The organism is Stenotrophomonas sp. CASM101 (assembly GCF_049384845.1).
Classification (GTDB): Bacteria; Pseudomonadota; Gammaproteobacteria; order Xanthomonadales; family Xanthomonadaceae; genus Stenotrophomonas; species Stenotrophomonas hibiscicola.
In genome coordinates this window covers 163,060-178,881 of the sequence record NZ_JBMRFR010000006.1, presented here as the reverse complement: position 1 = coordinate 178,881, position 15,822 = coordinate 163,060, and the positions used below count along the sequence as shown (strand labels likewise).

The window sequence follows — 15,822 nt, the reverse complement described above, 5'->3', positions numbered from 1 at the left end:
TCGGCTCCGGGCGTCCGCGGTAGAGCAGCCGAGCATGGGCTCGGCTCTACAGGATCAACGGCACCCGCTTGCTCGCCTCCGTGAAATACCCACGCGGATGTCACATCCGTGCGCTACTCTGTAGCCAGGTCGCAACAGGGAGTCATCGCATGCATCGCGCCCGTCAGCATGCTGCCAGCCAGACCCGCGAGCGGCGTCACCGCCTCGCCCACGAAGCCGCCCGCCTGATGGCCGAAGGCGGCATCCGCGACTACCACCAGGCCAAGTTGAAGGCCGCCAGCCGGCTCGGCATCCACGACGATGCCTCCCTGCCCCGCAACACCGAGATCGAAGACGCCCTGCGCGAATACCAGCGGCTGTTCGCTGGCCCCCAGCACGGCAGCGAACTGCAGCGCCGCCGAGAGGCTGCCATGCGCGCGCTGGAGTTCCTGCACGGCTTCGCCCCACGGCTGGCCGGCCCGGTGCTGGAAGGCACCGCCGATGCCAACAGCCCGGTGCAGCTTCACCTGCACAGCGACGACCCGGAAGCCGTGCACCGCTTCCTGGACGAACACGGCATTCCCGCAGAATCGCGGACGCGTCGGCTGCGCATGGACCGCGAACGGAGCCTGGACGTGCCGGTGTGGGTGTTCAGTGCCGAGGAACTGACCTTTGACCTGGCCGTACTGCCGTATGACGCCCTGCGCCAGGCCCCACTGTCACCGGTGGATGAGAAGCCGATGCGACGCGCGTCTGTGGCGCAGTTGCGGCAGCTGCTGGCCGAAGCGGAGATTACCGCGTACATCGGCGGATGACGGTAGCGCCGGCCCATGGTCGGCGAGCGCAGCGGTACCTGCCAGTGGTGGGTGCGGGCCGTTGGTCCGCACCGTGCTTCAGGCATTTCGAGTGCCGACCGAAGAGCAGTCGAGCGCGGCTCGACTCTACAGGAGCGTTGCACCCGTGTTCGGTAGGTGCGGACCGTTGGTCCGCACTGTGCTTCAGGCTGGCAGATGACGCCTATCCTGCTCCCGCTACCAGACGAAACGGGTATCGCGCAGCGGGTCGCTGAGCAACCGCGGCAACCACGGCGCGGCGGCTCGCTGCGGATACTCCCGCATCATCTGTGCATGCATGACCTGCAGGCCCCGCAGCAACCAGATCTGGTCATAGATGTCGTTGAACCCATCCGACCACCCACTCTTCACACGCTCATGCTCGACCGACTCCAACGACGGCATCTGGTCCAGCGACACCTCCAGGATCGTCGACAGTGCTGTGTTGATCTGCGCATTCTCAACACCCGCCCTGCGCACATCCTCAAATCGAGCGCGAATCCGTCGGCAGTCGTACGGGACGCACCCACCCGTGGCGGTGATGTAGTCGGCGATGTCCGCCAGCATGTCGGCTTTCAGCCGCCACACCACTTCGCTGTCCATCACCTGCCGCACCCGCATCGTGCGCAACGTGCTCGCCCGCACCTCTTCCGGCGTAGTGAACGGGGCCCCCGGCGTGCTGCCCGCGTGGCGTACCAGCACGATGCGATGGATCGCCTCGCTGGAGACACCTTCGATGCGCAGCGCCGCGGCTTTCGGGTGTACGCGCGGCGGCGGCACGCCCAGCATCTGCCACAGGTACCACAGCACCAGCAGAAGACCGGCGATGCACAGCCCGCTCATCAGCGTCCACAGGTCCAGGTTCCAGGTGTAGTAGCGAAAGCGCGCCCGCCAGATATAGAACGTGCGATAGCTGATAATTCCGCGTACCCATCTGTACATTGCCATCTCCTCGGCAAGGACCCCGGCGCGGCGGGGTTCATTACGCGCACCACGCCGGGGCCGCATGGCTTACCAGCCGATGCCCACGCCGACGCCCATGCTGCGTTCACCGCTGTTGGTGAACGCACCATTGAGGCTGAAGGTGGCCGAACCCTTCTCGTTGAGCACGCGCTGGTAGCCCACGGCCATCGCCGACTCACCCTCGCTGTAGCCCACGCCCGCACCGAGGCGGTTGTAGGTGGCCAGACCTGCGGTGTTCATCGCCATCGCGCTCTGCGCGCTGCTCATCGCCGCCATGCGGTTGAAGCGCTTGTCCATCTTGTCCAGGCGACGCTCGAAAGCGCTGATGGCACCATCGGTGTACTCGTTGGCACGGGCCAGCATCTTTTCCAGGTCCGCGGTGTCGACCTGCGGCTTGGGCGTGTCGTCCTGCTTCGGCTTCGGCTGCGGGGCCGGCTTGTCACCTTCACCGGTTGAGGCGATCTGCGGCGAGCCGCCGGTCTCCGGCGCCGGCGCGGTCTCTTCGGTGGATGGCGAAGGCGTGGATGCTGCCGCCGTGGCGCGGGCCTGCGGCTGACCGTCGATACGCTGCTCCAGCCCATCCATGCGGCCGTTGATCTGCTGCTGCATCGAATGCAGCTGGCCGCCGTTGACCGCATCGCGCCTGCCGGCCGCGATCAGGCCGTTGGCCACGTTGGAGATGACCATGCCGTTGGCACCGGCCAGGGTGAGCTGGTGGGTGCCGTCTGCACGCACCGAGGGAGTTTCCTGGAACACGGAGCGGAGCTGGGATTCGACCTGGTTCACCCGCGAGGTGGTGCTGACGACTGCGCCGTCGAGCGCTTCCAATGCACCATTGAGCGTGGATTGGGACTGGCCCTGCACGTTGAAGCTGGGGCCGACGATGTTGCCATTGGTATCGACTTCTCCGCCGAGGGCGGACAGTGCGCCACGCAGCTGGCCGACGGTGGCGGCGTTGTGGTTGGCGGTGCCGTTGGCGATGTTTACGAGGCGGCGCTTCGTACCAACACTACCAAACGACACAACCCCCGCCTCGGCTGCATAAGAGCCGCTTCCGAGCGCGATAGAACCATCGGCCCCGGAATCGACTCTGGAACCAGCACCAAAAGCAATGGCTCCGATTGCACCGGGCTCGCCGCCCCTACCAACCTCAGCTCCAGTCCCGACGGCGAAGCTGGAATCTGAGCCTTGGAAGACAGTGGACGCCCGTCCGATGGCAATTGAGTTTTTGCCCATTGCCTCGGCGAAAGTTCCAATTGCAGTGCCACCCTCAATGCCCGTCTTTGCCAAGTTTCCAATGGCGAGACCAACCGGACCAGCCTGAGCACTGCCATGCTCAGGAGCCGTACCCACACTGACATACTGGCTGATTCCTTCCATGGCCGAAACACGGCTGTTGGTCTCATAGAGCTGACTACCGCGCACAACATCCGAGCTATCAGCCGACAGCCCTGCCTCTGCCACACCAGTCAAACGCGCACCGCCGTAGTCGATGACGCTCGCATCCAATCCACGCATGGCCTGCTCGCCCATCTCCCGCTCCTTGCGCATCGCCTCCAGATCGTTCCGATTCTGCGAGATCTTCTGCTCGGCGGCGTACAACTGACTGCCGGTTACAGCATCGCGGCTTCCTGGCGCCACTCGACCGTCAGCAAGGTTGGTCAGCACCATGCCATTCACTCCATTAAGCGCGATCTGGCTCATGCCGTCGGCGCGGGTCGAGGGTGATTCCTGGAAGATCGAGCTGAGCTGGCCTTCCACCTTCTCCGCCCGGCGGCCTGCGGTGATCACAGCGCCGTCGAGTGCCACCAGCGCGTCCTCAACGGTGCTCTGAGTTCCACTCTGTACTGCATAAGTAGGGGCAATGATGTTGCCGTTCGCATCCATGCCTGCGCCGCCGCCGAGGGTGGCGAGCGAATCCTTGAGCTGAGAGACGGTGGTGGCGTTGTGGTCGGCGGTGCCTCGGGCGATGTTTACAAGGCGGCGCTGGATGCCGACACTCCCGAACGACGCAACCCCAACCTCATCAGCTTGGGAACCCATTCCAAGTGCTAGCGAGTTGAGAGCTCCACCTTCAACGCTTGCGCCAGCACCAATCGCTACACCTCCACGTGCACCGCCAGTGTCTCCGCCTACCTGTGCACCGACTCCCAATGCGAACCCATTCTCGGAATCCACAGAGACAGTTGCCGCTCTACCAATTGCGGTGGAGTTCTTCCCCATTGCCTCCGCAAACGTGCCTACCGCGGTTCCTCCCTCCATTCCCGTCTTTGCTGAATTTCCCACCGCAACGCCTGCCACACCTGCTTCGGCGCGTTCACTGAAGGGCGCAGAGCCGATGCTCACAAACTGCGCAAGATCCTCAAGATCTGAGACGCGTGAATTGGTTGAATAAAGCTGACTACCAGACACAGCCTCAGCACTGCTGGCACTCAAGATTCCATCTGCCACACCAGTGATCTTCCGATTGGCATTGGCGCTGTTGCGCACATCCAACGTCGCACCGCTATTCTTCCCGCCCAGGCGCACATCGCCGGACGCAGAAACCTGCGCCACCAGCCCGCCCAGTGCTGCGGTTTCGACCAACGCCCTGGCTGCATCCGTCTTTGCCACGGCAGCGTCTGCACCCGCAGACTTGGCCATCCCCTCCACCGTCGTCACCTTGTCATTGGTGGCATTGAGCTGCCTGCCATTCACAGCTTCGTAGCTGCTGGCGCTGACCACGCCATCGGCCACGCCGGTCAGCTTACGGTTCGCATTCGCGCTATTGCGCACATCCAATACGGTGCCACTGTTCTTCTCACCCAGGCGGACAGCCTCCGTGGCCGAAACCTGCCCGACCAGCCCACCCAGAACGGTGGCTTCAGCCAAGGCCTTGGTGGCATCAACCTGTGCGGCATTGGCGGTGGTCTGCGCGCCGTTGGCGGCATTCTGTGCAGTCGTTACCCGGCCGTTGGTTTCATTCAACTGCTTGCCCGTAATGGCCTCGGTACTGCTGCTGCTGACAGCGCCATCCGCCAGGTTGACGATCTTGCGCTTGATACTGGAGCTGCCGACCGAGACCTGATTGATGCCGGTGGTCTGGGAGCCGTTGCCCAGAGCGACACTTCCCGTGTGCGATGCCAGGGCGCGGTCGCCCAACGCAACGGCACTTTCGGCACCCGCCTTTGCAAGATTGCCAAGCGCCGTCGAATACAAGGCCGATGCGGCGGCCTCCCGGCCAATGGCGACGGCCTGATTGCCGCTCGCATCTGCCTTGTAGCCCAGCGCGGCGGCATGGGTCGCCGCGGCCGTCGCATCATTGCCTACGGCCACGGCGCGATCACCCACTGCCGAAGCACGCAGGCCTGCCGCCACCGCGCCATTGCCACCGCGCGTTGCAGCACCGAGAGCAACTGCACCGGTGGCAGCGCTCTTGTCGCCGTTGGCGTCGACACCGGCCCGAGCATCTGCACCAACTGCGATGCTGTTGGTGTTGTAGGCCTTCGCCGAGCGCCCCATCGCTACGCTGGCGGTGCTTCCGCTCCCTTCCGCCTCTGCCGCCAGCCCGATAGCCGGGGCGGATGCGTTCAGGCGCGCTGCTGCCGCGTCTGCGACGCGCTGTGCATCTGCCAGCTTGGTGTTGGTGGCATTCAACTGCTTGCCTGACACAGCATCGGTGCTGGACGTACTCAGCGTGGCATCCGCCACGCCCGTGATCTTGCGATTGGCGCTGGCACTGTTGCGGACGTCCAGTGCGGTGCCGCTGTTGCTTGCGCCTATACGGATATTTCCCGAAGCAGACGTCTGGCTCAGAAGGCCGGAGAGCGTATTGGCCTTTGCCAGCGCACTGTCGGCATTGGTCTTGGCGGAGTCGGCGACGGACCGTGCGGCCGTTACATTGGTGTTGGTGGCATTGAGCTGCTTGCCAGACACAGCATCCGTACTCGTCGTGCTTAGCGTGGCATCCGCCACGCCCGTGATCCTGCGATTGGCGCTGGCGCTGTTGCGGACGTCCAGCACGGTTCCGCTGTTACTTGCACCTAGGCGAACGTTCCCCGAGGCAGCCGTCTGGCTCAGGAGGCCGGAAAGCACATTGGCTTTCGACAAGGCATTGTCCGCATTGGACTTCGCCGTATCGGCAACAGTCCTGGCCGCCCTGGCGGTCGAGTAAGCCGAATCCGCTGTGCTTCGCGCCGAGGCTACATTCTGATTGGTTTCATACAGCTGACCACCGGTGACCGCGTCCGCACTACCGTAGGAAATGTTACCTGATGCGACATTCACGATCCTTCGTTTAATGCTGTTGCTTCCCACCGATACTGTGTTGCTTCCGTTGGCTACCGAGTTGGCACCAATGGCCACCGCATTCGATGCGGTCGCCGAGGCGCCGCTTCCAATGGCGACAGCATTCTCGGCGCGAGCCGCTGAGCTGTTCCCCAGAGCGGTTGCGCCAATGTAATCGGCAAACGCTCTCGCCCCGATGGCAATACTGTGACCACCATTTGCGCCGGTACGCGACATATAGCCGATGGCGACGCTGTCAACGTCAGAGGTCGTAGAGTGGTAGCCGAACGCGACACTGTTACGCTTCTCGACTCGCGCACCTTGACCGAATGCGAACGAGTAGCTTCCGTACATTCTGGACCCCGCACCGATCGCCATCGAGTTCGTCACATCCAGACCCATGTCGGCATAGCCTGTCGACATGCGAGGGTCCCACGAACCTATGAATGGAATGCAATGCCGGATGTTCCCGTTGTCACCCGAACAACCGACATCGAGACCCGCATTCGCGCTGCCCGCCGCACCGGCCAGTGCGATGAAGACAATCAGTGCGGTCCCGCGACGATGAATCAAGGTGCTTCGTGGCTTTCCACGCGCTGCTACCAGCTCGCCCACGACCACCCAACACTGCTTTGCATTGCTCCAGATACGACGATAGATGTGGTTCATGCTCTCTCCCTTAACAGGACTTCGGAAATGAGGCCCCGCGAATAGTGCGGGGCCAGAACGATCAGGCGCTCGGCGCCAGGGTGGTTACGTGCTCGCGGTAGCCGTCCTTGGACAGGCGGTAATGCAGCTGCACGGTATTGCCCGGTTGAGGCTGGAACGGCAGCTTCAGCTCCGCGTCCGGGTACAGGCTTTTGGCAAAGTCGTGGGTCGTACAGGCACCACTGGCGCTGCATTCGGCCAGCCCGGTGATGCCGACCCGCAGGGTCCCCACATTGCGCAGGGTGTCGCCCTGCAGTTGCAGATCCACGCTGCCGTTGGTGGGCAGCACGTTCACCAGCGCACCCCAGACCAGGCTGACGCCGACGTTGGCTTGGGCAGCCTGCTCGTCATCTTCGAGAAGGGTCCCGTCCGGGCCCCTGACCCCCTCGAAATAGACGCGGTAGGCCGCTTCCTTCTCGACAGTACGCAGCGGAATGACCCGGATCAGGCGATTGCCTCCGCCACTCAGTGCGAACTTCCCAGGGGTGATGGCGACCGCGGCATCGGCCGCCTCCATTTCCACCTCTTCCTCGCCAACCTGGGCAGGATTCGAGATGCGCAACAGGCGTGCCTGCACGTACTGCGGCTGTGTGGAGTGCGAGTAGACGCGGATCTGCGTACCGTGCTTGCCATCGACGGCCGCGCGCATCGGATGGATGGAGAGGTTGGCATGCGCCGGCGGGGCCAGCAGCGCACTCAGCGGCAACAGGCAGAACAGCAGCTTCTTCATGATGAGGCTCCGTGGGGATCAGGGTTTGGCGGTCGGCACGCGCAGCTCTACCGTCAACTCGCCGTCGTAGAGACCGGGCCGCTTGCTGGCGATGGGCGTAGGCGGCGTTTCCAGCACCAGCGGCGTGGGCACGCAGTACACGGGTTGGCTGATGCCCGGCAGCATCACCAGCCGCAACTGCGCGCTGTCGATACCGCGTAGCAGCTGTTCTTCGCCGTTCTTCATCGCCAGACGGTTGCCGCCGTATTTCAGGCTGACCTGGTAGTCGAGGCGCTGGGTGTCATCGCTGCCACCGTCCCCGTGCCAGACCGCGAAGTCCCTTCCGGGCGGGGGCCGTGGCCCGCTGTCGCGCACGGTGACGCCGAGGAACTCGCTCTGCGAGCCCACGCCGTCGTACAGGCACATGTCCACTTCCTTGTAGCCGCCGACCATCTTGCGGATGGGGTCGTAGCGCAGGTCCATGTTGACCAGCGGTGCGATGCCGTCGAAGCCGGGGAAGTAGATCGAGATCGCGTCGTAGTCGGTGACGGTGAAGTCGAAGTTGAAGGTAGCCGTGGCGACGGGCGGTGCGGCCGGATCGACCTTGATGTTCAGGCGCATCGTGGCCTTCCAGTGGCCTGCCACAAGTCGCGAGATCTCGCGTTGAGGCAGGATCATCTCGATGCCCGTTCCGAGCGGCTGATCTGCCCCGCTCCCTATGCCGCATGTGTACCAGAATGCTGAATTCAGAACACGCGGTACTGAGTCCCAGTAATCTAAGGTGCAGCGATACCCCGACATAGCTCGCTGTAGGTTTCCAACTGCACGAATCTCGGTACGCAGGCCAGTCCTCAGTTCGACGAGACGCAATGCTATCTCTGTTGTTCCTGTTCCCCCAGACGAGCTCAGGTCACTTTCCGTCGGGCACCGCCCAAATTCACTATCAGAAGCAGACCCACAAACCACATGGATCTGCCCATACTTGAACGCCAGGTCGTGACTGAACCCCAGCACCGTCCGTGGCGCCCACAGCACCACATCACCCGGCATCGTCGAGCGATCCCAACTCATCACGATGTCCCGGCTCTGGTCCGTCGGATGCGTCTCCGGCGGCCACTGCGCCCACGCCCGTGGCATCACCAGCACCAGCGCACACACCAGCATCAACACACACATCCAACGCCGGCTCATGGCGTACCTCCTGCAGCAGCGGTCTGGGGCGTGGCGGCGATCAACGCGCGTTCCTGCAGCAGGCGGGTCACGCGGGCCTGCTGGCGGATCTCGGGGGGCAGCTGGGCCACGGCCAGCGGCTCGCAGTGCACGGCGCCGACCAGCAGCACCACCTGGCGGCGCTCGCGCACCTGCAACGGGCAGTGCAGCAGGCGGTCGTCCTGCAGCAGGTACAGCGTTGTTTCGCGACGCGGGAAATCGGCAACGAAGCTGCCGTTGGCGCTGGTGCCGGGCACCGGCGCGTTGAGGATGCGGGCACCGCCCAATGGCGACCCCGCAAGGTCCTTGGCATTGCCGATGAAGGTGTAGGTCACTTCAATCGGCACCGGCATGCGCATCAGCTTGCCGGGCGTGAGGAACATCGGCCGTGCACCGCCCACGCCGGTTACGCGGATCGCGGCGATGCTGTCCAGCGTGCTGGCGTCCTGCACTTCGGCGCGCTGCGACTGATAGGCCTGCAGCGGCAGCAGCCGACGCTCGCCGATCTGCAGACGCTGTCGGCGCAGCCCACCCACCTGCAGTTCCGCGGCCACGCCATGCAGGTCGGCATCGTCGAAACCGTCCACCTGCACGGCCAGGCCGGCCTCGGCGCCGTTGGCACCGCTCCAGTAGAAACCACGCCGGCCCAGTGCGAAGCCGGAGCTGTGGCTGCCGCTGTAGCCGGTCTCGCCACGCCCGCGCTGCTGATAGTGCGCGATGCTGGCGGTGGTGTTGCCGATGCCGTTCTGCAGCTGGCCGCTCAGCGAGGCGCTGTAACGGTCAGTGTTGTTGCCGCGCAGTTCGGCGTTCAGCTCCCGATAGTGCGTGTCCCGGTCCTGGCGCAGGCTCTGGCCCACGCTGTAGTCGATGGCCGGGCGCTGATGCTGCGGCTGGCGCACGTCCACCGCATAGCGGCGCTGACCACTGCTGTCATGGCTGCGCTGCAGGCGGGTCAGGCTGAGGTTGAAGTAGATGCCACGGTCACGCTCGTTGCTGCCGCGCACGCTGTCGGTGCTGCGCTGCTGCCATAGCCCCACGCGCGTGGACACGCTGAAGTCCTGCCAGCGGTGGCTGCGGCTGAAGCTGGCCTGCCAGGTCCGGCTGAGCACGGGCTCGCGGCGCGGTTCCAGCGGACCGGGCGGCAGCAAGGGATCCAGCCCGAACAACGGGTCCTGCTCGAATTCAGGCCGATGCCAGCCGGTGCGCCAGGTCTGGCGACGGGTATAGCCCACGTAGACATTGCCACCGCCCAGCGGCAGCGACATCGAACCGCTGAGTGAGTTGGTGCAGCCCAGCTGGTCGCGCGCATCGGCCTCGAACTGGCAGGCCTTGCCGCGCATACGCTGCTGGTAGAGATTCCACGACGCCTTGCGCCGGTACGACAGCTGGTGCTGCTGGCCATTGCTGCCATCGCTGCCGCGCATGCCGCTGAGCGTGGCGCGCATTTCCTGGGTGGCCAGCACGCGGCGTAGGTCCAGGCGCAGCTCGCCGTAGCTGTGGCCGCCGAGGTTGGCGGCACCCGCGGTAAGTGCGGCATCGCGGCCCAGCGGCACGCGCACGCCGGCCATTGCCACGCTTTCACCATCGAAGCGGTCGCTGCGGCGCTCATTGCGGCGGCCGCCCTGCACGAACCACTGCCACTGGCTGTTGGTCCAGTCGCCGCCCTTGTCGAACGGCGCCTCCTCGGTGCGCACCAGCACACCGTCCTCATAGATGCGCATGCGCACCAGGTAGTTGCCGAACGGGAAATTGCGGGTGTCGATCTGGTTGATGCCCGCCTGCAGGTAGAAGGTCTGCAGCAGCCGCTCGCCATCGAACACATCGACGCGCGCATCGCGCGCCAACAGCACGGTCAGCGGCGTGGCCTGCACGGCGGCGTCGGTATCCACGTAGGCCTGGGTGGTGCCCACGCGCGCGCCCTGGAAGCGGTCCAGCGGCAGCATGCTGAAGCTGAAGGTGCCCCCCTGCGGGCTGGACAGGTTGCGGCGGTCCATGCGCCCGGCCTGCAGGTAATGCGCTTGGCCCAGGTCATGGCGGTAATAGACGTTGTCGAACTGGAAGTCGTCGTTGCTGCCACGGCTGCGGTAGCGCTGCTGGGTGTAGTACCAGTCGGCGGACAGGTGGCCGCGATCAAACAGGCCCAGCGTGCCCACGCCGCGCGCGGACAGCGCCTGATAGTCGCGGCCGCCGCTGACGTTGAGTGTCTGCTGGTGCAGGAAGGCGTTCTCGGCATTGGCCGTGACCTTGTGGTAACGCTCCGCTGCCGGCTCTCCCGGAATCCACTGCCGCGCCACGAACAGACGCACGGCGCCCTCGCCTTCGTCATACAGCGCGCGCGCCGCGGTGGGGTCTTCAGGTGGGTCGAGGTAACCGCAGCCGGCCGTGGCGCCACCGAAGCGGCAGGCCAGGTGGCTGTTGCGCGGCAGTGGTTGCGACAACGCCGGCAGCAACGCCGCCTGTGCTTCGGCAGGCAGGTCCAACGCCTGCAGCACGTGCGCGGGGTCTTCCAGCTGCACGTGCTCCAGGGTCACGCGAACCGGCGACAGCCCGGCCGAGCGGCCGAACAGCTGGATGTCGAGTTGTTCGGTCTGGCCTTCGACCAGATCCTCGAAGCCGGCGGGGACGCCGTGGGCTGCGACCAGGGGAGCAGACATCGCCAAGGCGAGCGCGACCGCCAGCCGGGTAACGGCGGGGGCGTGTGGGGTCATTGGGGAGTACCGCTGGAGTAGCGGCCGGCCCGGAATGCGGGCCGGCGCGGGAAGCCGTGGATCAGGGCTTCTGGTTCATGACGATGTAGACCATGCCTTCGTAGCGGCCGTTGACCGTAAGCGGGCCACCGGCACCCGCCTGGGCGATGGTCAGCGGCATCGAGATGGAGGCACCCGGCGTCGAGCTGGCGCCGTTGAACAGGTCAGCCGCCTTGAACTCGGTGACCGCAGTGGTCAGCGCATCGGTGTTCAGGCTGACGGCCAGCGGCACGCGGGTGGCGCCATTGAGCAGCACCGGATCGTGGCCGAGGCGAACCTCGATGTCCTTATCGATATCGTTGGAGTGGATGCGCACCTGCTGCGTCGACGGCAGCAGGCCGCGCAGCGGATCGTGGGTCATCTGCACGGTATCCGGCAGCGGGGTGCCGTCCTCGAGCAGCAGCGCCAGGGTCGGGTCGACGTCGGCGTAGACGGTGATCTTGGTTTCCAGCGCGTGCGCGGACAGCGAAGCGGTAACCAGCGCTGCAGCGAGCGCGGCCTTCTTGAGAATGGCGTGCATGGTTGTCTCTCTCGGACAAGGGGGAATTTGAAAGCTCCCCTCCCCAAGGAGAAAAGGGAGGGAAGCGCCGCCCGCAGAGGTGGTTGCGGGCGACGGAGAGAATGTTAGAAATCCATTGCCATGCAGGCCATTCAAGGATTCCTAAAACGTTGAACGTTAAGGAGAATTCTTGAATTCGCTCAATGTTTGAGGGTTATGCAAACTCCCTCACTGCTTGAATGCAACAAACCTCATTGCCTTGGATTTGTAGAGTCGACTGTTAGTCGACTGCTCTTCCGACACTGCGCGAAGCACACGCGCTGCGCGCGTGAGTCGAGTACGGCTCGACTCTACAATGGGTCATCCACGCATGGCGTGGATCTGCTGGATGGCATCAGGCCGCCTTTCGGCGGCCTGATGCCACATCGTGTTGGCGCACGATCAGAAGAAGATCGCGTACAGGATCAGCAGCGGAATCGGTACGCCCAACAACCAGAGCAGAATCATTTTCATTGCAGGTCTCCTTGCGTGGAAGGCGGGTTACAGGTCGCGGCGGCGGCCGCCCCAGGTGGCGCTGAGGCTGGCGAAGAACGCACCGATCAGCAGAGTGATGAACAGCCACAACGCGGCATAGGCGGTCGCCTTTCGGGCATCGTCGGCGGCCTGCTTGGCGGTGTTCCTGGCCTTTTCCAGCGCCGCACGCATGCGCGTCTGCACATCGGTCACGCGCGCCTGCGCTTCGGCCGGGCTCATGCCGGTTTCGCGCGCGATCAGCTGCGCCAGGTACTGGGTGTCGTCCGGGTCCAGGCCGTCTCCCTGCAGGCTGTTGACGATGATGCGGTTCACTTCGGCACGCACTTCGCGGCGGTCGCCCATCGGACCATTACCCGGCATCGGGCGCGGCGGCGGGGCGATGCGCGCGTCGAGTGGACCGGCGCCCGGTGCCGGCGGCGGCGGGGGGGCATTCGGATCCATCGGTGCACCCGGCGGCGGCGCTGCAGGAGCAGACGGCCCTGCGCTGGTGGTGCTGCGGAACAGCGAATCGACCCAGTAGTTGAGGTCGCCTTCCGGAGCCGCAGCGGCAGCGCTGCCGGCGCCCGCAGCGGCAACACCGGCCGTGGATGCGGCAGCGCCTGCGGTGGCGCCCGCCACCTTTGCACCGGCGCCCAGCACGCCACCGATGGCCGAGGTCAGCAGGCCCGCAGTCAGCAGCGTGGCCACCGCCCACGACACGAAGCCGTGCGCGGTATCGCGGAAATAGGTTTCATCGCCATGGATCTGCGTCCACTTGGTGCGCAGGCGGCCGGCGAGGTAGCCACCCAGGCCCGAGGCGGCGAGTGCGGTGAAGGTGAGCCAAGCGATGCTGGACCAGCCGAAGGTTTCCTTGCTGACGCCTTCGAACGACCACGGCGACACCGAGGAGAGGCCAAGGCCGACACCGAGGATGAGCAGGATGAGGGAGAGTGCGGCGGCAGCGGCGGCACCGGCGAAGATCGCGCCCCAGGACACGGCGCTTTCGCTGGGAGGGGTGATGATCGGGGCGGTGACGACAGTGGCGACGTCGGGACCAAGCGGGCCGCGCTCGGGTGGGTCGAATCGGGTACTCATCGGGATGGACGCTCCATTTCAGGTGCTGCGGATGCAGCTGGCGTCCTGAGGCTGCGCGAGCGCTTGTGAAGCTGGCGAGACCCTTGAATCACGCGGTCTTGGCGCGGTGAAGCGCGTGCCAACCAAGGTTGGCACCTACCGAAGGCGGGTGCGGCGGTAGATCCGCGCCATGCGTGGATGGGAGAGCGTGCCAACCAAGGTTGGCACCTACCGAAGGCGGTTGCGGTGGTAGATCCACGCCGTGCGTGGATGGGAAAGCGTGCCAACCAAGGTTGGCACCTACCGAAGGCGGTTGCGGTGGTAGATCCACGCCGTGCGTGGATGATTTTTCGCGGGCGCCGAAATCGTGCGGACCAACGGTCCGCACCTACCAGGTCCGCTCCAAAAAAAACGCCCCGCGGATGCGGGGCGTTCTTCTCACAACTCACGCGGGGCGATCAGCCCTGGTAGTCGCGCACGTCGCTGCCGGTGTAGACCTGGCGCGGACGGCCGATCTTCATTTCCGGATCAACCTGCTGTTCCAGCCAATGCGACACCCAGCCGGAGGTACGGCCCAGGGCGAACATGACGGTGAACATCTCGGTCGGGATCTGCAGCGCCTTGTAGATGATGCCGCTGTAGAAATCGACGTTCGGGTACAGCTTGCGGGCGACGAAGTACTCGTCCTGCAGCGCGGCCTGCTCCAGCTTCACGGCCACGTCCAGCAGCGGATCCTGCACGCCCAGCTGCTTGAGCACCTTGCTGGTCATCTCGCCGATGACCTTGGCGCGCGGGTCGAAGTTCTTGTAGACGCGGTGGCCGAAGCCCATCAGGCGGAAGCCGGAGGTCTTGTCCTTGGCCTTGACCACGGCGGACTCGACATTGTCGGCGCTGCCGATCTCTTCGAGCATCTTCAGCACGGCTTCGTTGGCACCGCCGTGGGCCGGACCCCACAGCGCGGTGACGCCCGCAGCGACCGACGCGTACGGGTTGGCACCGGTCGAACCGACCAGGCGCACGGTCGAGGTCGAGGCGTTCTGCTCGTGGTCGGCGTGCAGGATGAACAGCAGGTCCAGCGCCTTGACCACGTCCGGGTTCAGATCGTACTGGCCGTCAGCCGACTCGAAGGTCTGCTTCAGGAAACGGCTGACGTAGTCCAGCGAGGTGTCCGGCTTGTTGGCCGGCAGGCCCTTGCCGTGGCGGTAGATCAGCGCCGACAGGGTCGGCACCTTGGCGATCAGGCGCACGGCGGCTTGGCGGCGCTGTTCGGCGTCGGACAGGTCCAGCGAGTCGTGATAGATGGCCGACAGCTGCGCGATCGCAGCGGCCAGGATGGCCATCGGGTGGGCATCCTTGGCGAAGCTGCCGATCAGGGTGTTGATCGACTCATCGACGTTGGCTTCGGCGGTCAGCTCATCGGTGAAGGCCTTCAGCTGCTCGGCGCTCGGGCGCTCGCCGTTGATCAGCAGGTAGGCCACTTCGACGTAGCTCGACTTTTCCGACAGCTGTTCGATCGGGTAGCCGCGGTACAGCAGCACGCCCTTGTCGCCGTCGATGTAGGTGATGGCGGACTTGCAGCTGGCCGTCGCGGTGAAGCCGGAATCGTAGGTGAAATACCCCGTTTCCTTGGTCAGCTTCGCGATGTCGACGCAGTCGTTGCCAAGGGTGGGTTTGATGACGGGCAGAACGACCGACTTGTCGCCGGCGTTGAGCGTGACCTGATCAAGATCGGACACTGTGTGCGCTCCTTCATGGGAAGGCGCCTGCCCAAGCGCATTGGTCAGGCACGTGAATGACGTCCTCGGCCTGTGCCGGGGATCAGGTCATTATCGCACAGCAGCATTTGCCCGGCGCTAGACAGAAGTCGTATACGACAGGCAGCCAGACGCCGGCCATTGAGCGGCCCGGATCGGCAAAAGCGTTGTCACACGAACGCAGTGTTCCGTCCATCCAAACGCCCGTTGGGTTGGCGTTGGGGAAAAACAAACGGCCGCGCAGAGCGCGGCCGTTGGTTCGAAGCTGGATCGACAGATCAGCGCGCGTAGCGCTTCTGGAACTTGTCGATACGGCCCGAGGTGTCGATGACCTTGTGCTTGCCCGTGTAGAACGGGTGCGAAGCCGAGGAAATTTCAACCTTGACCAGCGGGTATTCGTTGCCGTCTTCCCACTGGATGGTTTCCTTCGTCGCCATGGTGGAGCGGGTCAGGATCTTGAAATCGGAGGTGACGTCATGGAAGACGACGTCGCGGTAGTTCGGATGGATATCGGCCTTCATGGGCTCACACCGTAAATGGGCTGGTGGTCAAGAGCGGCATTATAAGC

The 15,822-nt window shown here is 64.7% G+C and carries 10 protein-coding genes; 1 reads left to right on the top strand and 9 read right to left on the bottom strand.

What is annotated here, in order from left to right; genetic code table 11:
• Positions 1-149: 149 nt before the first annotated feature.
• Entirely contained in the window at positions 150-794 is a 645-nt protein-coding gene (locus VG543_RS11555) for a hypothetical protein (protein WP_180867334.1), read from the top strand.
• Positions 795-1,010: 216 nt separating this feature from the next.
• On the opposite strand, the gene VG543_RS11550 is transcribed toward VG543_RS11555, so the two are convergent.
• The 9 genes from VG543_RS11550 to VG543_RS11510 all read right to left on the bottom strand — a co-directional run bounded on the left by VG543_RS11550 (position 1,011) and on the right by VG543_RS11510 (position 15,775).
• Complete coding sequence (locus VG543_RS11550; protein WP_423178598.1) at positions 1,011-1,754, bottom strand: hypothetical protein; 744 nt, start codon at positions 1,752-1,754, stop codon at positions 1,011-1,013.
• Between the two features lie 69 nt (positions 1,755-1,823).
• The gene (locus VG543_RS11545) at positions 1,824-6,710 is read right to left on the bottom strand and encodes an ESPR-type extended signal peptide-containing protein (RefSeq protein WP_423178585.1); all 4,887 of its coding nucleotides are present in this window, start codon (positions 6,708-6,710) and stop codon (positions 1,824-1,826) included.
• 61 nt (positions 6,711-6,771) lie between these two features.
• Complete coding sequence (locus VG543_RS11540; RefSeq protein WP_423178584.1) at positions 6,772-7,479, bottom strand: pilus assembly protein; 708 nt, start codon at positions 7,477-7,479, stop codon at positions 6,772-6,774.
• Positions 7,480-7,497: 18 nt separating this feature from the next.
• Positions 7,498-8,508: a CfaE/CblD family pilus tip adhesin gene (locus tag VG543_RS11535; RefSeq protein WP_414486873.1), complete on the bottom strand. Its 1,011-nt coding sequence runs from the start codon at positions 8,506-8,508 to the stop codon at positions 7,498-7,500.
• A 137-nt stretch (positions 8,509-8,645) separates the two neighbouring features.
• Positions 8,646-11,375: a TcfC E-set like domain-containing protein gene (locus tag VG543_RS11530; RefSeq protein ID WP_423178583.1), complete on the bottom strand. Its 2,730-nt coding sequence runs from the start codon at positions 11,373-11,375 to the stop codon at positions 8,646-8,648.
• Positions 11,376-11,436: 61 nt separating this feature from the next.
• Positions 11,437-11,934, bottom strand: a complete 498-nt coding sequence (locus tag VG543_RS11525; protein ID WP_423178582.1) for a CS1 type fimbrial major subunit — start codon at positions 11,932-11,934, stop codon at positions 11,437-11,439.
• Between the two features lie 519 nt (positions 11,935-12,453).
• The gene (locus tag VG543_RS11520; protein WP_423178581.1) at positions 12,454-13,521 is read right to left on the bottom strand and encodes a hypothetical protein; all 1,068 of its coding nucleotides are present in this window, start codon (positions 13,519-13,521) and stop codon (positions 12,454-12,456) included.
• 437 nt (positions 13,522-13,958) lie between these two features.
• Complete coding sequence (locus tag VG543_RS11515; protein ID WP_059035290.1) at positions 13,959-15,236, bottom strand: citrate synthase; 1,278 nt, start codon at positions 15,234-15,236, stop codon at positions 13,959-13,961.
• Positions 15,237-15,532: 296 nt separating this feature from the next.
• Positions 15,533-15,775, bottom strand: coding sequence for a type B 50S ribosomal protein L31 (locus tag VG543_RS11510; RefSeq protein WP_005410871.1), 243 nt, complete (start codon positions 15,773-15,775; stop codon positions 15,533-15,535).
• Between the last annotated feature and the right edge of the window lie 47 nt (positions 15,776-15,822).